Origin of the sequence: Streptacidiphilus jiangxiensis, assembly GCF_900109465.1 — a bacterium.
GTDB classification, from domain to species: domain Bacteria; phylum Actinomycetota; class Actinomycetes; order Streptomycetales; family Streptomycetaceae; genus Streptacidiphilus; species Streptacidiphilus jiangxiensis.
In genome coordinates this window covers 1-21,384 of sequence record NZ_FOAZ01000050.1, presented here as the reverse complement: position 1 = coordinate 21,384, position 21,384 = coordinate 1, and the positions used below count along the sequence as shown (strand labels likewise).

Sequence of the window (21,384 nt, the reverse complement as noted above, 5' to 3'; positions counted from 1 at the left end):
GCCCAGGCGATGTCGCGTTCCTCGCCGAGCACGTCGATCCCGGCGACGGTGGTGGTGATCCCGGCCGGCAGGACGGTCACCTCGTCGCCGACCCGCAGCACGCCGGAGGCGAGCTGGCCGGCGTAGCCGCGGTAGTCGGGGTGGTCGGCCGACTGCGGGCGGATCACGTACTGCACCGGGAACCGGGCCGGCTCCTGGCTGGGGTCGGTCCCGACCGGGACGGTCTCCAGGTGTTCCAGCAGCGTCGGGCCGCCGTACCAGTCCATGTTCGCGGACGGCTCGACGACGTTGTCGCCGGCCAGGGCGCTGATCGGGACCGCGACGACGTCGGTGACGCCGAGCGAGGCGGCGTAGGCGCCGAACTCCTCGGCGATCGCGGCGAAGACGGGCTCGGCGTAGTCGACCAGGTCCATCTTGTTCACGGCCAGCACGACGTGCGGGACGCGCAGCAGCGCGGCGACGGCCGCGTGGCGCCGGGTCTGCTCGACCACGCCGTTGCGGGCGTCGACCAGCACGACCGCGAGCTCGGCGGTGGAGGCGCCGGTGACCATGTTGCGGGTGTACTGCACGTGGCCGGGGGTGTCGGCCAGGATGAACCGGCGCCGGGGGGTGGCGAAGTAGCGGTAGGCGACGTCGATGGTGATGCCCTGCTCGCGCTCGGCCCGCAGGCCGTCGGTGAGCAGCGCGAGGTCGGGGGCCTCCTGGCCGCGCTTGCGCGAGGCGTGCTCGACGGCCTCGAGCTGGTCGGCCAGCACCGACTTGGAGTCGTGCAGCAGCCGGCCCACCAGGGTGGACTTGCCGTCGTCGACGGAGCCGGCGGTGGCGAAGCGCAGCAGTGAGGTGGCGGTGATCTCGTCCGCGGTCACGGTCATGGTTAGAAGTACCCCTCGCGCTTGCGGTCCTCCATGGCGGCCTCGGACATCTTGTCGTCCGCGCGGGTGGCGCCACGTTCGGTCAGGCGGCTCGCGGCGATCTCGGTGATCACCGCGGCGATGGTGTCGGCGTCGGAGTCGACGGCGCCGGTGCAGGACATGTCGCCGACCGTGCGGTAGCGCACCAGGCGCCGCTCGACGGTCTCGCCGTCCTTCGGGCCGCCCCACTCGCCGGCGGTCAGCCACATGCCGTTGCGGGCGAAGACGTCACGCTCGTGGGCGTAGTAGATCTCGGGGAGGTCGATCTTCTCGCGTTCGATGTACTGCCACACGTCCAGCTCGGTCCAGTTGGACAGCGGGAAGACGCGCACGTGCTCGCCGACCGCGTGGCGGCCGTTGTAGAGCGACCACAGCTCGGGGCGCTGGCGGCGCGGGTCCCAGGCGCCGAACTCGTCGCGCAGGGAGAAGACGCGTTCCTTGGCGCGGGCCTTCTCCTCGTCGCGGCGGCCGCCGCCGAAGACGGCGTCGAAGCGGCCCGTCTCGATGGCGTCGAGCAGTGGGACGGTCTGCAGCGGGTTGCGGGTGCCGTCGGGGCGCTCGCGCAGCCGTCCCGCGTCGATGAACTGCTGGACGGAGGCTACGTGCAGGCGCAGTCCGTGCTCGGCCACGACCCGGTCGCGGTAGGCGAGGACCTCGGGGAAGTTGTGGCCGGTGTCCACGTGCAGCAGCGCGAACGGCACCGGCGCGGGCGCGAAGGCCTTCAGCGCCAGGTGCAGCATGACGATGGAGTCCTTGCCGCCGGAGAAGAGGATCACCGGGTTCTCGAACTCGCCCGCCACCTCGCGGAAGATGTGGACGGCCTCGGCCTCCAACGCGTCCAGGTGCGAGAGCGCGTAGGGGTTGTCCTGCGCGGCGGCGGTGGGCAGGGAGATTGCGGTGGTCACGCCAGTCCCCTCTCGGTCAGCAGAGCGTGCAGGGCGGCGGCGGACTCGGCCACCGTCTGGGTGTGCGCCTCGATGCGCAGGTCGGGGGAGGCCGGGGCCTCGTAGGGGTCGTCCACGCCGGTCAGACCGGAGATCTCACCGGCGGCCTGCCTGGCGTACAGGCCCTTCACGTCCCGCTCGGAGCAGACGTCCACCGGCGTCGCGACGTGCACCTCCAGGTAGGCGGTGTGCTGGGCGGCGTGCCGGGCGGCGACGGCGGCGCGGGAGTCGGCGTAGGGGGCGATCACCGGCGCGAGGACCTTGACGCCGTTGGAGGCCAGCAACTCGGCGACGAAGCCGATCCGCTGGATGTTGGTGTCGCGGTCCGCGCGGGTGAAGCCGAGGCCGCGCGAGAGGAACTCGCGGATCTCGTCGCCGTCGAGGATCTCCACGCGGTGGCCCTCGGCGCGCAGGCGCTCGGCCAGTGCGGAGGCGATCGTCGTCTTCCCGGCGCTGGGCAGGCCGGTCAGCCACACGGTGGCGCCGCAGGCCTGCACGGCGGCTGCCGTGGAGGCCGCCGGTGCGTCAGCTGTGGTGGTCATGAAGGTCTGCTCCAGAGTGGTGGTCAGTCGGAGAAGGAACGGTCGGTCAGAGGTGGATGCCGCACTCGGTCTTGCCGGCGCCGGACCAGCGGCCGGAGCGGGCGTCCTCGCCCTCCAGCACCCGGCGGGTGCAGGACTCCGGCGAGCAGCCGATCGAGGCGTAGCCGTCGAAGAGCAGCGGGTTGAGCAGGATGCCGTTGGCGGCGACGTAGGCGTCCACGTCGTCCTGGGTCCAGCGGGCGATCGGGGCGATCTTGACCTTCTGCCGCTTCGGGTCGTACGCCACGACCGGGGTGTTCGCCCGGGTGGGGGACTCGTCGCGGCGCAGGCCCGTCGCCCACGCGTCGTACCCGGCCAGGCCCCGGTTGAGCGGCTCGACCTTGCGCAGCTTGCAGCACAGGTCGGGGTCGCGGTCGTGGAGCTTCGGCCCGTACTCGGCGTCCTGCTCGGCCACGGACTGACGCGGGGTCAGCGTGATGACGTTGACCGGCATGGTCGCCTCGACCGCGTCGCGGGTGCCGATGGTCTCCACGAAGTGGTAGCCGGTGTCCAGGAAGATCACGTCGATGCCGGGCAGCGCGGTCGAGGCCAGGTGGGCGACGACGGCATCCTCCATCGAGGAGGTCACCGCGAGGCGCCGCCCGAAGGTCTCGGCGGCCCAGCGCATGATCTCCTGCGCGGAGGCGTTCTCCAGCTCCACCGCGGCGGTGGCGGCCAGCGCCTCCAACTGCTCGGCGGTGTGAGTGGGTTCAGCTTCGGTGGTCATCGTGGTTCCCCCCGGTCGCGGTGGTGGCGCCCAGCAGGCCAAGGAACTTCAGCGCGAACGCGCGACGGCAGGACGCGCATTCCCAGGCGCCGTGCCCGCCGGTCTCGCTCGGGCGCAGGTCCTCGTCCCCGCAGTAGGGGCAGTAGAACGGGGCGGCACGCTCGCTCATGAGAGCTGCTCCTCGCTGGCCCGGACGGTCCACTGCGCGAAGCGCTCGCCGTCCTGGCGGTCGTCCAGGTAGCGGTTCAGCACGCGCTCGACGTAGTCCGGCAGGCCGTCCTTGGTGACCTTCAGGCCGCGGACCTTGCGGCCGAACCCGGCCTCCAGGCCCAGCGCGCCGCCCAGGTGCACCTGGAAGCCCTCCACCTGCTCGCCGTTCTCGTCGGTGACGAGCTGGCCCTTGAGGCCGATGTCGGCGACCTGGATCCGGGCGCAGGCGTTCGGGCAGCCGTTGATGTTGATGGTCAGCGGCTCGTCGAACTGCGGCAGGCGCGCCTCCAGTTCGTCGATGAGCGTCTTGCCGCGCTCCTTGGTCTCGACGATGGCGAGCTTGCAGAACTCGATGCCGGTGCAGGCCATCGTGCCGCGGCGGAACGGGGACGGCGTGACCCGCAGGTCCAGCGCCTCCAGGCCGGCCACCAGGGACTCGACCTGCTCCTCGGTCACGTCCAGCACGATCATCTTCTGCTCGGCGGTGGTGCGCAGGCGGTCCGAGCCGTGCTGGGCGGCCAGGTCGGCGACCTTGGTCAGCAGCGAGCCGTCGACGCGGCCGACGCGCGGGGCGAAGCCGACGTAGAACTTGCCGTCCTTCTGCCGGTGCACGCCGACGTGGTCGCGCCAGCGCTCGACCGGTTCGGCCGGGGCCGGGCCGTCGACGAGCTTGCGCTGCAGGTACTCGTCCTCCAGCACCTGGCGGAACTTCTCGGTGCCCCAGTCGGCCAGCAGGAACTTGAGGCGGGCGCGGTTGCGCAGGCGGCGGTAGCCGTAGTCACGGAAGATCGAGATGACGCCGGTGTAGACGTCCGGGACCTCGTCCAGCGGCACCCAGGCGCCGAGGCGCTCGCCCAGGCGCGGGTTGGTGGACAGGCCGCCGCCGACCCAGAGGTCGAAGCCGGGCCCGTGCTCGGGGTGGACGACGCCGACGAAGGCCACGTCGTTGATCTCGTGGACCACGTCCAGCAGCGGCGAGCCGGAGATCGCGGACTTGAACTTGCGCGGCAGGTTGGAGAAGTCCTTGTTGCCGACGATGCGCCGCTGGATCTCCTCCAGCGCCGGGGTGCCGTCGATGATCTCGTCGGCGGCGATGCCGGCGACCGGCGAGCCGAGGATGACGCGCGGGCAGTCGCCGCAGGCCTCGGTCGTGGACAGGCCGACGGCCTCCAGCTTCTGCCAGATGACCGGCATGTCCTCGATCCGGATCCAGTGGAACTGGATGTTCTGCCGGTCGGTCAGGTCGGCGGTGCCACGGGCGTAGGTCTGCGAGATCTCGCCGATGGTCCGCAGCTGGGCGACCGTCAGGCGGCCGCCGTCGATGCGGACGCGCAGCATGAAGTAGTCGTCCTCGAGCTCGTGCGGCTCCAGGATCGCGGTCTTGCCGCCGTCGATCCCGGGACGGCGCTGGGTGTACAGGCCCCACCAGCGCATGCGCCCGCGCAGGTCGTTCGGGTCGATGCCGTCGAAGCCGATGTGGGCGTAGACCGTCTCGATGCGCGTCCGGACGTTGAGACCGTCGTCGTCCTTCTTGAACTGCTCGTTGCCGTTGAGCGGCGTGAAGTGACCGGCAGCCCACTGGCCCTCGCCGCGGTGGCGGGTCACCTTGCGCTTCGGCGTGGAGGAGGCGGGGGTGGCGGCCATGAGGTGCGTCCTTCGGCAGTTGGTTCGGGGCCTGAGTGGTGCGTTCCCGGACCGGCGCTGCGGCGCTGACCTGCACGAGGGTGCGTGCGGCTGCGGCGGCGACCCGGCCTGGGGCGACGTGGTCCGTGCTTCGGCGCGCGGGCGTCGGGGCTGGCTGTCGGTGGGGCGGCAGGGGTATCAGGTCACCGGACAGATGGCGCTGGACATGCGGCCGAGATCGACGTGAAGTCGACCGACCAAGGCAGTTCCGGCACCAGACATGGCAGAAGCGTCGCACGCCGAACTTTTCGCAGTCCAGCACCATCCGGGATGTGGACAAAACTGTCCCGCATCCCGGGATTTCCGGGCGGGCCGGGTGCGGCGGAGGGGCCGGAGCCCCGCGATCGGGCCCTCTGTTCCGATCTGCAAGACACGACCATCCACTATGTGGAATATCACCCGGGCGGCGGCGCGGCGCCGAACCGCCCGGTCCGAGGGCCCCGCCGTCCGCGCCCGATCAACGAGCATGTCCGGGGCCGATAGGTTTGCCCTGTGGAACCAGCAGGCGAACCCTCAGCCAAGGCACGGCATCGTGCCCACGGTACGCGGCGCGCGAACCGCCGTCGCGACCACGGCTCGTACCGGGCCATCGCCTGGAAGCTGATCAAGGACACCACCGACACCTGCATCGAGTACCGCGTCACCGGACTCGCCGCCGAGGTGGCCTTCTTCACCCTGATGTCGGTGCCGCCGCTGCTGCTCAGCATCGCGGGCACGCTCGGCTACCTCAGCCACAGCGTGATCTCCAAGCTGGAGGCCGACATCCTGCGGGCGGCCGGCACCTTCCTCACCTCCTCCTCGGTGCACCAGACCGTCCAGCCGCTGCTCGACAGCGTCTTCCGCAACGGCCGCCCGGACCTGATCTCCATCGGGTTCGTGCTGGCCCTGTGGTCCGGCTCGCGTGCTCTCTACGTCTTCGTCGACACCGTGACGATCATGTACGGGCTGGAGGACCAGCGCGGCATCGTGCACACCCGGCTGCTCTCGCTGGGCCTCTACATCGTCGCCCTGATCGCCGGTACGGTGATCGGCCCGCTGGTGATCGCCGGCCCCGACCAGATCGTCGCCTGGTTCCCGGCGACGACGGACGTCGTGCACATCCTGTACTGGCCCGGCGCGATCCTGCTCTCGGTCTGCTTCATGACCACCCTCTACCACGTGGCCGTGCCCGCACGGACGGCGTGGAAGGAGGACGTGCCCGGGGCGATAGTGGCGCTGTTCGTCTTCTTCGTCTGCAGCATCTTCCTGCGCCTGTACCTCGTGCACTCGGTCGAGGGCCCGACCGTCTACGGCTCGCTGGCGGCACCGGTCGCCGTCCTGCTGTGGATCGGGGTCGTCGCGCTGGCCGTGCTGATCGGTGCCGCGATGAACGCGGCGATCGACCGCATGTGGCCGACCCGGGAGACCGCCCAGGCGCGCGCGGAGAACGAGAAGGCCCGCGAGGAGGAGGCCCTCGAGGTGATACGGCGCGCCGAGGCGCGCCGATCCGCGACGCGCAACCGCGCGGCGAACCCGCCGGCTCCCGGCGCGGAGGGCGAGTCCGAGACGCCCGCGGAGTACCCCGAGCGCTGGGCGGACTTCCTGCCGCCGAAGGACGTCCGGGGCCGCATCCAGTCCAAGGGCGCTCGCAAGCGCCGCTACCCGCCACCTGGCGACGAGCGTTAGCGGCGCCGCCCGACTCCGGGTACCAGGTGCCCGGCAAACGACAAGGAGATGACCGGTGATCAGTCCGGCCGCAGTGGGGGGAGTGGCCCTGGTCGAACTCGGCATGGCCCTGACTCCGGGACCCAACATGATCCACCTCGCCTCGCGCGCGATCACCCAGGGCCGCCGGGCGGGCCTGGTCAGCCTGAGCGGGACCGCTGTGGGGTTCCTGTGCTACCTGGTGGCCGCGGCCGCGGGCCTGTCCGCGCTGTTCGCCGCCGTGCCCCTGGCGTTCCTGGCGGTCAAGCTCGCCGGCGCCGCCTACCTCGCCCACCTGGCCTGGACCATGCTCAAGCCCGGGGGCCGCTCGCCCTTCGCCCCGGCCCAGGACCTGCGTCCGGTCTCCGACCTCCGCCTGTTCTCGATGGGGCTGCTGACCAACCTGCTCAACCCCAAGATCGCGCTCCTGTACGCGGCGCTGCTGCCCCAGTTCATGGACCCGCAGGCGGGCCCGACTTGGGCGCAGCTGCTCCAGCTCGGCGCCGTGCAGATCGTCGTGGGGCTCACCGTGAACGCCTCGATCATGCTGGGCGCGGCGCGGGTGTCGAGGTTTCTCGCCGGCCGGCCCCGTGTGATGACCGCTCAGCGCGTGGCGTCGGGCGGCCTGCTCGGCGTGTTCGCGCTGCGCACCGCCCTGTCCGGTACGCCCGTCTAAATCCTTGGCGCGCAGGTGACCGCCGGGGGTAACTTCGAAGGAGACGTGAAAACACGGGAAGCCGAGGAGGTGAGGAAGCGATGAACACCGCTCTGTCGCAGCAGCAGGTCATCTCCTCCACCCCTCGAAGGGCTTCTCTTGTCATCTTCTTCTGCCTCTGTTGACCTCTCCCGGTACGGCTGGGACGAGGACTGGCAGTCCGCCTTCGCGCCGTTCGCGGCGCAGGGCCTGATTCCCGGGCGGGTCGCGCGCGTCGACCGTGGGCTGTGCGACGTCGTCACGTCGCTCGGCACCCTGCGGGCCGACACCGCCCTGGTCACTCCGCGCGATCCGGTACGGATCGTCTGCACGGGCGACTGGGCGGCCGTCGCCGAAGGCGTGGCCGAGATCGGCGCGCAGGTACGGGCCCTGCTCCCGCGGCGGACCGCGGTGATCCGGTCCGGGGCGTCGCGGCGATCCCTCGGGCAGGTGCTGGCGGCGAACGTCGACACGGTCGTCATCGCCGTCTCCCTCGCCGTCGAGCCGGACCTCGGACGCGTGGAGCGGTTCCTCGCGCTCGCGTGGGAGAGCGGTGCCACGCCGGTCGTCGCGCTCACCAAGGCCGATCTCGCGCCCGACGCCCAGCTGATCCGTGCGGACATCGAGCGGATCGCCCCCGACGTGCCCGTGCACGTGGTCAGCGCGACCGAGCGCGAGGGGCTGGCCGAACTGCGGGCCGTCCTCGGTGAGGGGACGGTGCTGGTCGGCCAGTCGGGCGTGGGCAAGTCCACGCTGGCCAACGCGCTCGTCGGCGAGGACGCGATGGACGTGCGCGCCATCGGCGTCGACGGCAAGGGCCGGCACACCACCACGACCCGTGAACTCCTGCCGCTGCCGGGCGGACGCGGGGTCCTGATCGACACGCCGGGTCTGCGCGGTGTCGGCGTGATGGACGTGGCCGGCGGGCTGCAGCAGGTCTTCGCCGACATCGACCGTCTCGCCGCCGACTGCCGCTTCGCGGACTGCGGGCACCTCGGCGAGCCCGAGTGCGCGGTGCAACGCGCGCTGGACGAGGGGGAGTTGTCCTACCGTCGGCTGGACAGCTACCGCAAGCTCCAGCGCGAGAACCAGTGGATGGCCCGGCGTGCCGACGTCCGGCTGCGGGCCGAGGCCCGCCGGGCGCGCATCGAGCGGGACCGGCACTGGCGCGGGCGAGGCCGCGACGCGCGCGCCAACCGCCAGGTGTGACACGACTGTTGCACAGGGCCCGGCCGGGTGGGTAGGAGCCTTCCGGGGACGTGATCGGCGCGTTCCCGGAAGGCACCCGCAGGGGAGGAGACGGGAGAGTGGACCGAGTGGACGTGAACCGCCGCCGCATTCCCTGGTACGTGAGCGTTCCGCTGACCTTCGCCGTGATCACGGCGCTGTTCCTGGCCGCCGCGCGCTTCGACTGGCTGCCCGGCCTGCCCAACCCGTTCGCCGAGCGGAGCGTGGACCGCAGCGGCCCGGCGGTGCTGCAGTCCGTACAGAACATGAGCCGCTACGACGCGGCCGCCGGGAACTTCCAGATCGTCGTCGACCTCGACCACGAGGCCGCGTTCCTGCCGTCGTCGGTGCTCGGCAACCGCACCCTCTACGTCGCCGCCGGCACCGTGGACGCCTACGTCGACCTGGGCCACGCGCAGGTGACGGTCTCCGCCGACCGCCGCACCGCGACGCTGATCCTGCCGCACGCCCAACTGGCCTCGGCCGCGCTGGACGCCAAGCGTTCCTACATCGTCGCGCAGGAACGCGGTCTGTTCGACCGCATCGGCCAGTTCTTCAGCGGCAACCCGGGCGATCAGCAGCAGCTCAACGTCCTGGCCGTCAACCACATCCAGGCCGCGGCCGCCGCGAGCGGCCTGACCGCGCGGGCGCAGCAGAACACCACGCTGATGCTGCAGGGACTGCTCAAGTCCCTGGGGTTCACCACGGTGACGGTCACCTATCACTGAGCCGTCCACCACCGAAGCGTCAGCAGGCGCAGGAGATGCCCGAGCGCGGGGCGGTGAGGTCGTCGATCGGACGCTGCTCCTCGCCTCGGGCGGACTCGAAGGCGAAGCCCTCACGGACCCAGTACTCGAAGCCGCCGATCATCTCCTTGACGGAGTAGCCGAGCCGGGCGAAGGCGAGCGCCGCGCGGGTGGCGCCGTTGCAGCCCGGCCCCCAGCAGTAGGTGACGACCGTCTTCGAGCGGTCCACCAGTGTCGGGGCGAGCTCCGCGATGCGGGCGGTCGGGATGTGCACGGCGCCGGGGATGTGCCCCTGCGCCCAGGCGGCGTCGCTGCGGGAGTCGACCACGACGACGTCCGTGATGCCGGCCGCCAGGTCCGCGTGCACGTCGGAGACGTCGGCCTCGAAGGCGAGGCGGGCGGCGTAGTGGGCAGCGGCAACGCCCGGGTCGGCGGTCGGAACGCTGAGCACGGCACTGGCGGCGGCGGTGGTCGTCATGGTCGTCTCCGTCACTGGATCGGTTGGGTTCAGCTGCTTCTTTGCTCGGTACGCGGCCGGTTCTCCCTGGCCACGACTCGATTCTGGCGTTTGGACGATCATGCCCGCGAGTGGCGTGAACGCCCATGAACGTGAAGATCCCGCCATGATCGGGCCGGTCCGGCGGCGTCACTGCCATGTCCGATTCCCGCCAGTGAGCGGCCTCCCGATGCCGCAGACTGGAGGGCGTGAGGATGCACGAGGACGCCTGCTACCGGGCGGTGAGCAGCAAGGACGCACGACTCGACGGCGTGTTCTACTCGGCCGTGCGGACCACCGGCATCTACTGCCGGCCCAGCTGCCCCGCCAGAACCCCCAAGCGCGAGAACATCGACTTCTACCCGACCGCCGCGGCCGCCCAGGCCGCCGACTTCCGCGCCTGTCGGCGCTGCCGACCCGAGGCGGCGCCCGGCTCGCCGGAGTGGAACCTCCGCGCCGACCTCGTCGGACGGGCGATGCGCCTGATCGCCGACGGCGTCGTCGACCGCGAGGGCGTCGCGGGACTGGCCGCCCGGCTCGGCTACAGCGAACGCCACCTGACCCGCGAGCTCCACGCCGAGCTCGGCGCGGGCCCGCTCGCGCTCGCCCGCTCCCAGCGCGCACAGACGGCGCGCGTGCTGCTGCAGACGACCGATCTGGGCGCGACCGAGGTCGCGTTCGCGGCCGGCTTCTCCAGCGTGCGACAGTTCAACGACACCATCCGCGAGGTCTACGCGATGACCCCGACCGAGCTGCGCACCCGCCAGGGCCGCCGCACCGTCGTCCAGGGCGTCATCCCGCTGCGACTCGCCCACCGTCAACCGTTCGAGGCGGCAGCCGTCTTCGACTTCCTGGCCCTGCGCGCGGTGCCGGGCGTCGAGGAGGTCGTCCCTCGCAGCGGCAGCGGCCCCACCGCACCGCGCACCTACCGGCGCACGCTCGCCCTCCCCGGCGGCCCAGCCGTGGCGGAGGTCGACGAACCGTCCAAGCCGCAGGGCTGGCTCGACGCCCGGGTGCGGCTCGGCAACGTCCGCGACCTGACCGCGGCCGTGCAGCGGCTGCGTGCGCTGTTCGACCTCGACGCCGACCCGGACGCGGTCGCGGAGGTGCTCGGCGCGGACCCGTTCCTGGGACCGCTCGTCGCCAAGCGCCCCGGCCTGCGCTCGCCCGGTCACGTCGACGCCCACGAGCTCGCGGTCCGCGCGGTCCTCGGCCAGCAGGTCACCGTCGCCGCGGCCCGCACCCTGGCCGGACGCCTGGCCGTCCGCTACGGCGCGCCACTGCCCGAGCCGAGCGGCGGGCTCACCCACCTGTTCCCCTCGGCGGCGAGTCTCGCCGAGGCGGATCCGGCCGACCTCGCCATGCCCGCCGCCCGCCAACGCGCCCTGCGCGGCATGTGCGCGGCGCTCGCGGACGGCACCGTCCACCTCGACCCCGGCGTCGACCGCGACGAGGCGGGCGCCGCGCTGCTGGCCCTGCCCGGCATCGGCCCGTGGACCGTCAGCTACGTGCGGATGCGCGCCCTGGCCGATCCCGACGCCTACCTGCCCACGGACCTCGGCGTCCGCCACGGCCTGCGCGCGGCCGGCCTGGACGGAGAGCCCGCGAGCGAGGCGTGGCGCCCGTGGCGCTCGTACGCCGTGCACCACCTGTGGGTCGCCGCGACGCCCGCAGCCCCCGCAGTCCCCGCGGCGGGAGACCGGAAGTCCCTTACGAAGGTGAGCGAGTGATGACCCGTTACACGACCATGGACTCCCCGTTGGGCCGGCTGCAGCTCACGGCGGACGACGAAGGGCGACTGACGTCCGTCTACGCGCCCGTCCAGAAGGGCCGCACGGTCGAGCCGGACCCGGCGTGGACCCGCGACCCGGAGGTCCTGGCAGAGGCCGTCACCCAGCTCGGCGAGTACTTCGCCGGAGACCGCAAGGAGTTCGCCCTCGCCCTGGCCCCTGCCGGAACCGAGTTCCGGCAGCGGGTCTGGCGCGCACTCGACGACATCCCCTACGGCGCCACCGTCACCTACAAGGAACTGACCCAGGCGGCGGGCCTGCCACCCACCTCCGTCCGCGCGGTCGCGGGCGCGGTCGGCGCCAACCCCCTGCTGATCCTGCGCCCCTGCCACCGCGTCGTCGGCAGCGACGGCTCCCTGACGGGCTTCGCGGCGGGACTGGAGGCGAAGCAGACCCTGCTGGGACTTGAAGGTAAGTGAGTTCGCGCAGTTGCACCTCCAGGGGCGCGGGGAACTGCGCGACAAGCCACTGACATGCGGATGGTCCTCAACGCGCAGGGCCATCCGCACGCCGGTGGTTTCTCGCGCAGTTCCTCGCGCCCCTCAGCCGGCTTCGCCGGCTTCTTCGCCGAGGGCTGCCGCCAGGCGTTCCAGGCCCGTCAGGGCGCCGAGGACCGCCGTGCTGTCCTCCGGTGTCAGCGTCGCGAGCGCCGCAGCGAGCCTGCGTTCGTGCGCGCGCTGCCAGTCGCCCAGCTGGCGGTGGCCCGCATCGGTCAGGCCGATCCGGGCCGTCCTGCGGTCGCCCGGGTCGTTCTGGCGGTCCACGAAGCCCGACTCCAGCAGGCGGCCGACCAGCCCGCTGACGGTGTTCGGTGCGAGCCGCTGCCGCGAGGCCAGTTCGCCGACGCGCAGCGGGCCCGTCGCGGCGAGCGTCTGCAGGAGCTCCACCTGCGCCATCGGCAGGGCCTCCCACGGATAGTCTGTGCGGATGCTGCTGCGCAGCGCGCGGCGCAGCCGCGTCACCGCGTCGGTGAGGCGCTGGACCTGGGCCGTGTCCACCGGCTGCCCGGGCGTCACGGTCGGCGGGGCGGCATGATCGACAGGATCTGACATGCGGGAAGCCTAACGGGCCACCCAACCCCGCTCGTACGCATGCCAGCCCAGCTGCAGTCGCGTGCTGACACCCGTCAGCGTCATCAGTCGTTGGACGCGCCGCTGGACCGTGCGCAGGCCGAGGTCCAGCTGCTTGGCGACGCTCGCGTCGGTCAGGCCGGTCAGCAGCAGCGAGAGGATCTGCAGGTCCACCGGGTCCGGCTGGTCCTCCGCCACCTCCAGCGTGCCCGGACCGACCAGCCCAGTGGGTCCGCCCGGCCCGTCCAGGCCGAGCAGGCCGTCGGCGGCGAACCGCACCGGGTAGGCCAGCTGCCAGCACTGTTCGAACAGCCCGATCAGCGCCTCCAGCAGGCCGGGGGCCCGCACCAGCAGCGCGGCGGGCTCGCCGGACGTGCCGAGCGCGAGCAGCGGCACCATAGCGAGCCGGCGGTCGGAGACGACCAGCTTGGTCGGCACGTGCTCGGCGACGCGGACCTGCTGGCCGCGTTCCAGCGCGAGCGCCAGCGCCTCCATCACCGGTCCGTCGGCCAGCCGGTCGCGGGAGAGCACGGTCCGGTGCGTGACGCCCCGGGCCACGACGATGTCCTCGGCGCCGTTCTCCTCCGGGCCGACCGCGACCGGGGCCTCGGTCACCAGGGCGAGCAGTTCGTTCTCAGTGCCGAGCTGTATCTGCTCGAACCGGTGCCGCAGTGCGGAGACACCCGAGACGACCTCGACCAGGTCCGCCGCGCCGGAGGTGGCCGCGCCGGTCCGGCGGTACTCGTCCGCGAGCATCTCGACCACCCGCTCGGCCTCGTTCAGCTCGTGCCGCCGCTGCGACAGGGCGGGGGCGAGCGCCACGGCGGGCGGCGCGGCGACGTAGTGGTCGGGCAGCGACGCGGACGGCGCGACCAGCCCGTTCGTCTCGAGCTCGGCCAGCGACTGCTGGACCAGACAGGGGTTCAGCGACAGCCGCTCGGCCAACCCCTCGGGGGTGGCTGCGCCGAGGGACAGCAGCGCGCGGTAGACCAGCTCGGCTCGTTCGTCGAGCCCGACGAATTCCAGCATCCCGCGTCTCACCGCCCTTCCCTCGTGCCCCTCGCGCCACGTGCGCGCGCCGTGCGTACGTGCGCGCTTGTGTGTGTCCGTGCGCCATCGTGGGCAGGTTCAAGCCGTCCGATGTGCAGCGATCATCATGCCTCGACTAGCCGGTCGGCCGGTAGTCGGGGATCGGAAGGTCGCTTCGACTGATTGTCCGGAAACCTCCGATCGCTTGCTCCGGACGTGTTCTGATTCGCCGGTTCCCGGCCTCGGCAGGCCCTGACGCGTGGACAATGGCCTCCATCCCGGCGGTCAGGACGGAGGTGGCAGCACCATGAGCGAGCCAGGCGAACCCGGCGTGCCGAGCCCCACGGCCCAGGCGGAGGACGCCTGGTGGGACGCGGTGTACGGCCCGCCCGAGCGGGAGCCCGCATCCCGCCCCAGCGCGGGCACGGTCGACGACTGGTTCGCCACCGCGCTCGGCGCGATCGGCGTACCGCACACGACTCCTGCGCCGCGGACCCCCGTCGACGACAGCCTCCCACCCGTCCCGTCGGCGCCGCCGAGCCCGCGGGTCCCCGACCCCCGCGTCGGCGCTCCGCGCCCGGTAGCGGCCGACGTCGACCTCGACCTCGATCCGGACGTCCTGGCCTGGCCCTCCCGCGTGACGCCTGCCCCGGAGGACGCGCACGACGCGATTCAGCCGTCCGGGCGACAGCCGGAGCACGGCGACCCCGCCGTGGCGGACGCCGCGGCGCCGTCGCCGTCCGACCAGCAGGTCCACGACGCGCCGTTGCCGTCCGACCGGCAGGTCCACGACGCGCCGCCGCCCCGGGCCGCGCCGGTCCCACCCCGCAACGCCGAACCGCCGGTACCTCCTGAGCCGCCGACACCCCCCGGGCCTCCGGCGCCGCCGCGCGACGTCGGCCCGGCCGACGCGGCGCCCCTCCCGCCGAAGCCCACCGACCCGCCTGCCGCGCCTGCCGCCGGGCCTCCGGCGCCGCCGCATGTGCCGACGCCGACGTTGCCGGACGGTGCGGCGCTGCGGTGGGGGCGGAGTCGGCCCGCCGCCGGGGCGGCGTTGCCGGAGCCGGATGCGTTGCCGGAGGCGGACCCGGAGGATCTGCGGGCGATCGTGCCGGACACCGTGCTGGAGTTGGCGCGGCACGGCAGCATGACGCTGCGGGCCGGGAGCGCGCGCAGCGAGGACGCGCGGGCGCTGGGTGCGCCGAGGTCGGACCGGCTGGTGGTGGTGCGGTTCGGGGAGGGCGCGGACGGGCTCATGGTCGTCGTCGTGACCTCGGGCCGGGGCGCCGGGGAGGCGGCCCGGCTGCTCGCGGCGGCGGTCGGACGCAGTCGCGCGGGGTTGCTGGTCGACCTCCGCCAGGGCGCGCAGGAGCGCCTGCGGTTCGGACTGCAGCGGCTCACCGCGCGCGCCGCGCGGGTCCTGGGCCCGGAGGGTGCCCTGCACGCCGTGCTCGCGCCGCTCGACGCGACCAACCGGCTCCGTGCGGGGTTCGGGACGGGCCCGGGCGCGCTGATGCTGCTCGGGGACGACGCCTGGTACGACGCCTATGCGGGGCGCCGGCTCGGCCCGCCGCCGGAGGGCGGGGACGGGTCGGCGGCGGAGCCGGGGGTGTTCCGCTTCCGCGCCGTCGTGCCGGAGCCGGGTGACGTGCTGCTGGTGTGCACGGAGGGTCTGGCGACGCCGCTGCGCGCGGAGCCGGCGGTGGCCGCGCTGCTGGCGGAGCACTGGTCCCAGCCGCACGCGCCGTCCGGCGTGGACTTCCTGCGCCAGATCCAGGCGCGGGCGTCCGGTCACTCGGGGGACCGGACGGCCGCGGCGCTCTGGGAGGACTGAGCGCGGGAGCGGCTCAGGCGTCCGTGGGCTCCGGCTTCGCCTCGGCGGCGGCCTCGGCCGCGTCCTGGGGCTCGGCCTGCCCGGTCGTGGCGGGTGCCTCGTCGCCGTCGCGCTGGGCCGGGACCGGCGGGGTCAGCACCACGGTGGAGTGCTCCTCGGCCGCCTGGCGCGGGATCGCGACGGTCGGAATGTCGACCGGCGCGGCGTCCTGGGGCTCGACCGCCTCCGGAGCGGCCGGGGCCGCCGGGGCCGCCGGGGTCGGCTCGGGCGTGAGGGTCGGCTCGGGCGTGGGAGCCGGCGTGGGTGCCGGTGCCGTGGGCACGGCGTCCTGCGGTTCGGCGGGGACCGGCGGCTGCGGGGTGGACGGCGCGTACGTGGTGCCCGTGGTCGGCGCATAGCCGAGGGTGGCGCCCGGGTATCCGTAGGCGGTCGGGTCCGCGTACGCCGCGTAGGGGGCGACCGGCGCGGCGGCGGCGTAGGGGTGCCCGACGCCGGGGCCCTGCAGGATGCGGACCTGCTGCATCGAGGTGACCTTGCGGATCATGATGATGCCCAGCACCGCTGAGGCGATGCGGCACAGGTCGACGACGGTGGAGACGCCGAACAGGGCGCCGAGGGCTCCGGTGCCGGTGTTGCCGTCGACCGAGATCGGGATGACCGACACGGACAACAGCTGCTGGCCCACGATGAAGGTGAGCCACCACCAGGTCACCAGGTGGGTGCGGGGCTTGCGGCCGGTGAGGTTCGCGCCCAGGGGGACCGCGGCGCGCCAGATGTCGCCGGCGACGAGGCGCGGCAGCACCCAGTAGGCGAGCGGGATGAACCAGCCGCCGATGGCCCAGCCGGCGGGGAGCGACTGCATGCCGGGGGCCAGGATCCTGGACAGGTTCGCGGACTTGAAGAACCAGATGATGAAGACGACACCGGTCGCGATGCTCAGCAGGTCGCCGAGCCCGCCGATGACGCCGCCGGCCACCCCCACGTTGTCGGAGTTGGTGAAGTCGCCCGAGTTGACGGCGTTGGTGTCGGTGCCGAAGGCCCAGAAGTTCACGCCGAGTGCGACGACGGCGAGCAGCCCGGCCACGGCCATGAGGATCTGTGCGGCGAGCCCGACACCGGCCGGTGCGGTCGGCGTGACCAGCGTCGGCTGCGGGTAGTAGGCCGCGGGGTACGGCTGCACGGGCGGGGCGGCGGAGTAGCCGCAGTGCGGGCAACGGCCGTACGCGTCGAGAGCGACCGTGGAACAGGACGGGCAGAGCACGGGAGATCCCCTTGGCTGGATCCGCGCACTTCGCCGCGCGGCTGGCGGCCGATGGTATGCGATGCGGCCGATTCGCGTCCATGCGTTCGACAGTAGCCTTCGTGTACGGATGATCCGTTCCGGGTGTCCGGCTCGGACCGGAACGCCCCTGCTCGCGCGGATGCTCCGGGTGCGGTTTCGTCGGCCTTGCCCCGTACCCGCGGCCGGGCCCCATGACCGGGGTCACAGGCGTCAGCGGGCGAGCAGCGCCTCGTGCAGGTGGTCCTCGACGTGTCCGAGGGCGATCTCGCGGCCGGAGCCCGGCAGGCCGACCACGATCGGGGTGCCGAAACCGTCCAGCAGGGCACCGAACCGGACCGCGAAGCGCTCGGGGTCGACCGCGCGGAACTCGCCGCCCTGGACGCCCTCGCGCAGCAGGGCCACGAGGTCCGCCCGCCACACGGCCTCGATCTCGCTCTGTCCGGCCCGGATCTCCTCGCTCGCCTGCGAGCGTCCCCACACCTCGACCCAGAGCGTCCAGCGCGGGTCGCCCGGTCCGGTGGGCAGGTAGAGCGCGGCGAAGGAGCGCAGCCGCTCGGTCGCCGGGGCGTCGTCGGTGAGCAGCTCGCGGCGGCGCTCGCCGAGCTGTGACTCGCTCCAGCGCAGCGTCTCCAGCAGCAGCTGGTCCTTGCTGCCGAAGTAGTAGAGCAGGTGGCCGCCGCTCATGCCGAGCTCGCGGCCGAGCGCGGCCATGGTCACCCCGGCCAGGCCGTGTCGGGCGATGGCGGCCATCGCCGTGGCGAAGACCTCCTCGCGGGGCTTCGCCGGACGCCGTGCGGACGACGCTCGGGCCACTCCTGCTCCTCGACTGCTTCTCGACTGCCTTTCGAAGGGTGCTCGAAGGCCGCTCTTCGAAGGCCATGCTTCGAATGCTGTTCAAACCGTCGAGGACCAGTAAAGCACCAGGACAGCCGGGGCGTGGTCAGGCAACCTGCCGCCCGGTGAGGTAGCCGAGCAGCGGCACCGTGGGATGCAGACGCACGACGTCGACCGAGCCGTCCGTGGGGAGCGAGAGCACGAGCTTGCCGCCCGCGACCGTCACCGGGTGGTCGGCCGGCGCCGACCAGCCCGCGGAGCTGTGCAGGGAGACCGCGACCGTGCCGTCCGCGCCCTGGGGGGCCAGGCAGAGCCAGAGCGGGCCGTTGCGGGCGCCGCCGGCGGGCGCGGTCAGGGTGCCTGCGGGCTCGACGGGGACGTCGGCGTCGACGTTTGCGGCGAGCGGGGGCAGGTAGGTGAGCAACTCTTCCTCCAGGTAGCTGGGCGTGGGGGGCGGCGGTACGGGCCGCGGGTACTGGCCGAAGTCGGCGCTCTCGGCGGTGTCGAAGTCGGCGCCGCCGTTCAGGGTCGTGCCGCCGGGCTGCCGGATGGTCGCGAAGGACGCCCACACGCCACCGGACCACGCCACCGTCTGCCACAGGTAGCGCAGGCCCGCCGCGTGCGCGCCCTGGATCACCCGCAGGCCGCCGTAGACGCCCGTCCGGGCCGTGCCCAGCACCGACTGCACGCCCTGGAAGTAGGACTCGACGGAGGGCCAGTCGGTGTCGGTGTCGACGGCGAAGTGCACCACCGTCGTGTCCGGCAGCCCCACGCCGGCACGTTGCGCCCAGGCCGCCTGCGCGTCGCCGACACCGGCGGCGTGACCCTCCAGGGCGCGCGCGGCGGCGCCCTCCCAGACGGTGACGATCCCGAGGCCGGCCGCGTGGTAGTCCGTCACTTCGGCGGCCGTGAGGTTCTTGGTGGGGTCGGGGGAGAAGTAGCGGGCGACCCAGGTCGCCCCTGTCGCCTTGATCTCGGCGACCGAGGGCCGGTCCCAGGCGATGTCGATCCCCGTCGCGCCCATGTCCCGCCCCTCCGTTGCCACGTGCTCGTTGCGCCGTGCTCGTTGCGATGTGCCCGCCCCGTTCTCGGCCGCGACCCAGCGTATCGGCGGTGGCGCCGCGCCGGACGAGATGTCGACCATGTTCGTCACCAACCGGGCAGCCGAGGCACGTTGGGGGCGTACGGGGGCGCGTTCGGGCGGTGCTTCGACACAGCGGTGTCACGGGGTCGCCACAGGTCGGAGGCGGGCCTGTCGCCCCGATCCGATACGGTGACACGCTCGGAGAGAGACCGAACAACCAGGGGGAAGACCATGCGCTCCGTCACGATGACCCTTGCCGCGGCGACCGCGGCCGCCGCCGTCCTCGCACTCTCGGCGTGCTCCTCGTCGAGTGGCGGCGGCAGCACGTCCGGTGGCAGCGGCAACACCGCGTCGTGCGAGGACGCGCTCGTCAAGGAGTTGGAGGGCGCGGGCACCTCCGGGGCGACACCGTCGGCCGCCAGGCCCGCGGAGTGCGCCGGGATCGACGCGCTCACCTTCGCCAAGCTCACCGCCGAGGCTGCGCAGACGGCGCTCAAGAAGGTCGCCAGCGAGTTCCCGACGGCCCTCCCGACGGACCTGAGCAGCGACCTCCCGACCGCGCTGCCCACCGACATCCCGACCGCCCTGCCCTCCTGGACGGCGACGGGCTGAGCGACCGCCTCCTACACTCGCTGAGGGTGTCGGCGATCGACCGGCCCGACAGGGGGAATCATGAAGCGCGTGCTCGCTCGTCCCATCACTGCTCTCGCCCTGCTCGGCGTGGCCGCGGCCGTCGCCGGTGCGGGATGGGTCCACTCCCCGGACGGAGCGGACCGGTTCCAGACCTTGCCGTCCTCGTCCCCCGCGGTGACGTCGAATGCGGCGTCCACGGACGGTGGTTGGCAGCCTGACTGGAACGACGCCGTGGCGGCATGACGGAGCCCCGCCGAGCGCGCCGCGGCGCGCTCGGCGGGGCCCGGTCGGGTCACGCCTTCGGCTGCTGCTGGGTGATGCAGTGGATGCCGCCGCCGTTCGCGAAGATCTCGCGGGCGTCGACGAGTTCGACCTTGCGGTCCGGGAAGATCCGGGCGAAGACCTCGGCCGCCGCCTGGTCGCGGGGGTCGTCGAACGCGCACAGGACGACGGCGCCGTTGCACAGGTAGTGGTTGATGTAGGAGTAGTCGACCGGCTCGCCGTCCTCCTCGAACAGGATGGTCGGCGCCTGGAGTTCGATGACCTCCAGCGCACGGCCCCTGGCGTCGGTGGAGGCGCGCAGCAGCGCGGCGATCTCCTTGGTGACCTCGTGGTCCGGGTGCTGCGGGTCCGGCTGGCTGTGGACCACGACGGTGCCCGGGCGCAGGAACGCCGCGACGATGTCGATGTGGCCGCGGGTGCCGAACCGCTGGTAGTCGCGGGTCAGGCCGCGGGGGACCCAGATCGCCTTGGTGGTGCCGAGGAAGGCGTGGATCTCGGCCTCGACCTCCTCGCGGGTCCAGTCGCTGTTACGGCCCTCGCCCAGCTGGACGGTGTCGGTCAGCAGGACGGTGCCCTCGCCGTCCACGTGGATGCCGCCGCCCTCGTTGATCAGGCGGGAGGCGAAGCGCTGAACGCCCGTCATCTCCACGATGTGCTCGGCGATGTGCTGGTCGTTCTCCCAGCTGGCCCACTCCTGGGCACCCCAGCCGTTGAAGATCCAGTCGGCCGCGGCCAGGCCGCCCTTGCCGTCGGTGAGGAAGGTGGGGCCGATGTCGCGCATCCACGCGTCGTCCAGCGGACGCTCGACGATCTCGACCTCGGCGGAGACGTAGCCGCGTGCCGCCTCGGCCTCACCGGTGTTGACGACCAGGGTCACCGGCTCGTAGCGCACGATCGTGTTGGCCACGTTGGCCCAGGCCTGACGAGCGAGGTGCAGCTCGTCACCGGCGAAGGTCTCGTTGGAGGTCGGGAAGGCCATCCAGGTGCGGTCGTGCGGCGCCCACTCCGCCGGCATGGACCAGCCGAGGGAGGCGGGGGTGGGGGTGGTGCTCATGAGGGTGCGGCTCCTGACTAGAGGCTGGGACGTCACAGGAAGTAGAGGCGGCTGAGGGAGACGGTCTCGGCGGGGTGGGAGTGGAGGGGGTCTCCGTCGAGGGTGACCAGGCCGGTGGTGGGGTTGACGTCGACGGCGCCGAGGCGGTGGTTGCGGAGCATGTCCTTGGGGCCGATGCCGCGGGTGTGTTGGACGGCGACGCGGCGGCGGCGGGTGGGGAGTTGGTCGCCGCCTGAGACGGCGGCGCGGGCGACGAAGGCGACGGAGATGTCGGCGGCGGTGGCGCCGTGGGCGCCGAACTGGGGGCCGAGGACGAGGGGTTCGCAGCGGTCGGTGGAGGCGTTGGGGTCGCCGGTGACGCCGTAGGCGGGGAACCCGGACTTGAGGACGAGTTGGGGTTTGGCGCCGAAGTGGTCGGGGCGCCAGAGGACGATGTCGGCGAGTTTGCCGACCTCGATGGAGCCGATCTCGTGGGCGAGGCCGTGGGCGATGGCGGGGTTGATCGTCAGTTTGGCGATGTAGCGCAGGACGCGTTCGTTGTCGTCGCCGGAGTCGGTGGTCCCGTAGCTGCCTTCGCCGTCGAGGGGGCC

General features: G+C 72.8%; 24 protein-coding genes. 9 read left to right on the top strand and 15 right to left on the bottom strand.

Annotated elements, in window-relative coordinates; translation table 11 throughout:
- The 7 genes from BMY61_RS42210 to BMY61_RS48695 all read right to left on the bottom strand — a co-directional run.
- On the bottom strand, nucleotides 1–872 hold an 872-nt coding region (locus tag BMY61_RS42210), incomplete at its 3' end, for a sulfate adenylyltransferase subunit 1 (protein WP_075004236.1).
- A gap of 2 nt (nucleotides 873–874) precedes the next feature.
- A complete protein-coding gene (cysD, locus tag BMY61_RS42205; protein WP_075004287.1) occupies nucleotides 875–1,816 on the bottom strand; it encodes a sulfate adenylyltransferase subunit CysD in 942 nt (313 codons plus the stop codon).
- A complete protein-coding gene (gene cysC, locus BMY61_RS42200; RefSeq protein WP_042460881.1) occupies nucleotides 1,813–2,397 on the bottom strand; it encodes an adenylyl-sulfate kinase in 585 nt (194 codons plus the stop codon). Before cysC ends, cysD begins: the two co-directional genes overlap by 4 nt.
- Before the next feature lie 46 nt (nucleotides 2,398–2,443).
- Nucleotides 2,444–3,163, bottom strand: coding sequence for a phosphoadenylyl-sulfate reductase (locus BMY61_RS42195; RefSeq protein ID WP_042460884.1), 720 nt, complete (start codon nucleotides 3,161–3,163; stop codon nucleotides 2,444–2,446).
- Nucleotides 3,147–3,332 (bottom strand): hypothetical protein, encoded by a 186-nt coding sequence (locus tag BMY61_RS42190; protein WP_042460886.1) that lies wholly within the window; start codon nucleotides 3,330–3,332, stop codon nucleotides 3,147–3,149. Before BMY61_RS42190 ends, BMY61_RS42195 begins: the two co-directional genes overlap by 17 nt.
- Nucleotides 3,329–5,017 (bottom strand): nitrite/sulfite reductase, encoded by a 1,689-nt coding sequence (locus tag BMY61_RS42185; protein WP_042460888.1) that lies wholly within the window; start codon nucleotides 5,015–5,017, stop codon nucleotides 3,329–3,331. The genes BMY61_RS42190 and BMY61_RS42185 overlap by 4 nt, the downstream gene beginning before the upstream one ends.
- A gap of 177 nt (nucleotides 5,018–5,194) precedes the next feature.
- Nucleotides 5,195–5,278 carry a putative leader peptide gene (locus tag BMY61_RS48695; RefSeq protein ID WP_332262522.1) on the bottom strand — a complete coding sequence of 28 codons (84 nt, stop codon included), beginning with the start codon at nucleotides 5,276–5,278 and terminating at the stop codon, nucleotides 5,195–5,197.
- A gap of 270 nt (nucleotides 5,279–5,548) precedes the next feature.
- On the opposite strand from BMY61_RS48695, the gene BMY61_RS42175 reads away from it, so the two are divergent.
- From BMY61_RS42175 to BMY61_RS42160, 4 genes are all read left to right on the top strand, one after another.
- Nucleotides 5,549–6,721, top strand: coding sequence for a YihY/virulence factor BrkB family protein (locus tag BMY61_RS42175; RefSeq protein ID WP_082015703.1), 1,173 nt, complete (start codon nucleotides 5,549–5,551; stop codon nucleotides 6,719–6,721).
- A gap of 55 nt (nucleotides 6,722–6,776) precedes the next feature.
- Complete coding sequence (locus tag BMY61_RS42170; protein ID WP_042460894.1) at nucleotides 6,777–7,415, top strand: LysE family translocator; 639 nt, start codon at nucleotides 6,777–6,779, stop codon at nucleotides 7,413–7,415.
- A 138-nt stretch (nucleotides 7,416–7,553) separates the two neighbouring features.
- Nucleotides 7,554–8,642, top strand: a complete 1,089-nt coding sequence (gene rsgA, locus BMY61_RS42165) for a ribosome small subunit-dependent GTPase A (RefSeq protein ID WP_042460897.1) — start codon at nucleotides 7,554–7,556, stop codon at nucleotides 8,640–8,642.
- Between the two features lie 98 nt (nucleotides 8,643–8,740).
- Entirely contained in the window at nucleotides 8,741–9,388 is a 648-nt protein-coding gene (locus tag BMY61_RS42160; RefSeq protein WP_342342565.1) for a DUF4230 domain-containing protein, read from the top strand.
- 19 nt (nucleotides 9,389–9,407) lie between these two features.
- On the opposite strand, the gene BMY61_RS42155 is transcribed toward BMY61_RS42160, so the two are convergent.
- Nucleotides 9,408–9,884, bottom strand: a complete 477-nt coding sequence (locus BMY61_RS42155; protein ID WP_042460903.1) for a rhodanese-like domain-containing protein — start codon at nucleotides 9,882–9,884, stop codon at nucleotides 9,408–9,410.
- A gap of 233 nt (nucleotides 9,885–10,117) precedes the next feature.
- Between BMY61_RS42155 and BMY61_RS42150 the strand changes: the two genes are divergently transcribed.
- Entirely contained in the window at nucleotides 10,118–11,632 is a 1,515-nt protein-coding gene (locus tag BMY61_RS42150; protein WP_042460906.1) for an AlkA N-terminal domain-containing protein, read from the top strand.
- A complete protein-coding gene (locus tag BMY61_RS42145; protein ID WP_042460909.1) occupies nucleotides 11,629–12,111 on the top strand; it encodes a methylated-DNA--[protein]-cysteine S-methyltransferase in 483 nt (160 codons plus the stop codon). The genes BMY61_RS42150 and BMY61_RS42145 overlap by 4 nt, the downstream gene beginning before the upstream one ends.
- 123 nt (nucleotides 12,112–12,234) lie before the next feature.
- Here BMY61_RS42145 and BMY61_RS42140 read toward each other — a convergent pair whose 3' ends face one another.
- Nucleotides 12,235–12,744, bottom strand: a complete 510-nt coding sequence (locus BMY61_RS42140) for a MarR family winged helix-turn-helix transcriptional regulator (protein ID WP_042460912.1) — start codon at nucleotides 12,742–12,744, stop codon at nucleotides 12,235–12,237.
- A 9-nt stretch (nucleotides 12,745–12,753) separates the two neighbouring features.
- On the bottom strand, nucleotides 12,754–13,791 hold the full coding sequence (locus BMY61_RS42135; RefSeq protein ID WP_042460915.1) for a helix-turn-helix transcriptional regulator: 1,038 nt from the start codon (nucleotides 13,789–13,791) through the stop codon (nucleotides 12,754–12,756).
- A gap of 307 nt (nucleotides 13,792–14,098) precedes the next feature.
- Here BMY61_RS42135 and BMY61_RS42130 point away from each other — a divergent pair, with 307 nt between their 5' ends.
- Entirely contained in the window at nucleotides 14,099–15,625 is a 1,527-nt protein-coding gene (locus tag BMY61_RS42130) for a hypothetical protein (protein WP_052439565.1), read from the top strand.
- A 13-nt stretch (nucleotides 15,626–15,638) separates the two neighbouring features.
- Here BMY61_RS42130 and BMY61_RS42125 read toward each other — a convergent pair whose 3' ends face one another.
- From BMY61_RS42125 to BMY61_RS42115, 3 genes are all read right to left on the bottom strand, one after another.
- Nucleotides 15,639–16,886, bottom strand: a complete 1,248-nt coding sequence (locus tag BMY61_RS42125; protein ID WP_052439566.1) for a DUF4328 domain-containing protein — start codon at nucleotides 16,884–16,886, stop codon at nucleotides 15,639–15,641.
- A 231-nt stretch (nucleotides 16,887–17,117) separates the two neighbouring features.
- Nucleotides 17,118–17,720: a TetR/AcrR family transcriptional regulator gene (locus tag BMY61_RS42120; RefSeq protein WP_042460918.1), complete on the bottom strand. Its 603-nt coding sequence runs from the start codon at nucleotides 17,718–17,720 to the stop codon at nucleotides 17,118–17,120.
- Between the two features lie 127 nt (nucleotides 17,721–17,847).
- The gene (locus BMY61_RS42115) at nucleotides 17,848–18,765 is read right to left on the bottom strand and encodes a glycoside hydrolase domain-containing protein (protein WP_052439567.1); all 918 of its coding nucleotides are present in this window, start codon (nucleotides 18,763–18,765) and stop codon (nucleotides 17,848–17,850) included.
- Nucleotides 18,766–19,056: 291 nt separating this feature from the next.
- On the opposite strand from BMY61_RS42115, the gene BMY61_RS42110 reads away from it, so the two are divergent.
- Both BMY61_RS42110 and BMY61_RS45710 read left to right on the top strand, forming a co-directional pair.
- Nucleotides 19,057–19,437, top strand: coding sequence for a hypothetical protein (locus tag BMY61_RS42110; protein WP_042460921.1), 381 nt, complete (start codon nucleotides 19,057–19,059; stop codon nucleotides 19,435–19,437).
- A 69-nt stretch (nucleotides 19,438–19,506) separates the two neighbouring features.
- On the top strand, nucleotides 19,507–19,701 hold the full coding sequence (locus BMY61_RS45710; protein ID WP_143094808.1) for a hypothetical protein: 195 nt from the start codon (nucleotides 19,507–19,509) through the stop codon (nucleotides 19,699–19,701).
- A 49-nt stretch (nucleotides 19,702–19,750) separates the two neighbouring features.
- Here the strand turns inward: BMY61_RS45710 and BMY61_RS42105 are convergent, their stop codons facing one another.
- Entirely contained in the window at nucleotides 19,751–20,794 is a 1,044-nt protein-coding gene (locus BMY61_RS42105; protein WP_042460924.1) for an agmatine deiminase family protein, read from the bottom strand.
- A 32-nt stretch (nucleotides 20,795–20,826) separates the two neighbouring features.
- Nucleotides 20,827–21,384: amidohydrolase family protein (locus BMY61_RS42100; RefSeq protein WP_143094807.1), on the bottom strand; the 558-nt coding region annotated here is incomplete at its 5' end.

Excerpts from the sequence above, each read along its gene's own strand:
- BMY61_RS42185 (WP_042460888.1), bottom strand. The coding sequence starts at position 5,017 with ATGGCCGCCACCCCCGCCTCCTCCACGCCGAAGCGCAAGGTGACCCGC.
- BMY61_RS42105 (WP_042460924.1), bottom strand. The coding sequence starts at position 20,794 with ATGAGCACCACCCCCACCCCCGCCTCCCTCGGCTGGTCCATGCCGGCG.
- BMY61_RS42140 (WP_042460912.1), bottom strand. The coding sequence starts at position 12,744 with ATGTCAGATCCTGTCGATCATGCCGCCCCGCCGACCGTGACGCCCGGG.
- BMY61_RS42130 (WP_052439565.1), top strand. The coding sequence starts at position 14,099 with ATGAGCGAGCCAGGCGAACCCGGCGTGCCGAGCCCCACGGCCCAGGCG.
- cysC (WP_042460881.1), bottom strand. The coding sequence starts at position 2,397 with ATGACCACCACAGCTGACGCACCGGCGGCCTCCACGGCAGCCGCCGTG.
- BMY61_RS42195 (WP_042460884.1), bottom strand. The coding sequence starts at position 3,163 with ATGACCACCGAAGCTGAACCCACTCACACCGCCGAGCAGTTGGAGGCG.
- BMY61_RS42155 (WP_042460903.1), bottom strand. The coding sequence starts at position 9,884 with ATGACGACCACCGCCGCCGCCAGTGCCGTGCTCAGCGTTCCGACCGCC.
- BMY61_RS48695 (WP_332262522.1), bottom strand. The coding sequence starts at position 5,278 with ATGTCTGGTGCCGGAACTGCCTTGGTCGGTCGACTTCACGTCGATCTC.
- BMY61_RS42190 (WP_042460886.1), bottom strand. The coding sequence starts at position 3,332 with ATGAGCGAGCGTGCCGCCCCGTTCTACTGCCCCTACTGCGGGGACGAG.
- BMY61_RS42110 (WP_042460921.1), top strand. The coding sequence starts at position 19,057 with ATGCGCTCCGTCACGATGACCCTTGCCGCGGCGACCGCGGCCGCCGCC.
- BMY61_RS42150 (WP_042460906.1), top strand. The coding sequence starts at position 10,118 with ATGCACGAGGACGCCTGCTACCGGGCGGTGAGCAGCAAGGACGCACGA.
- BMY61_RS42115 (WP_052439567.1), bottom strand. The coding sequence starts at position 18,765 with ATGGGCGCGACGGGGATCGACATCGCCTGGGACCGGCCCTCGGTCGCC.
- BMY61_RS42135 (WP_042460915.1), bottom strand. The coding sequence starts at position 13,791 with ATGCTGGAATTCGTCGGGCTCGACGAACGAGCCGAGCTGGTCTACCGC.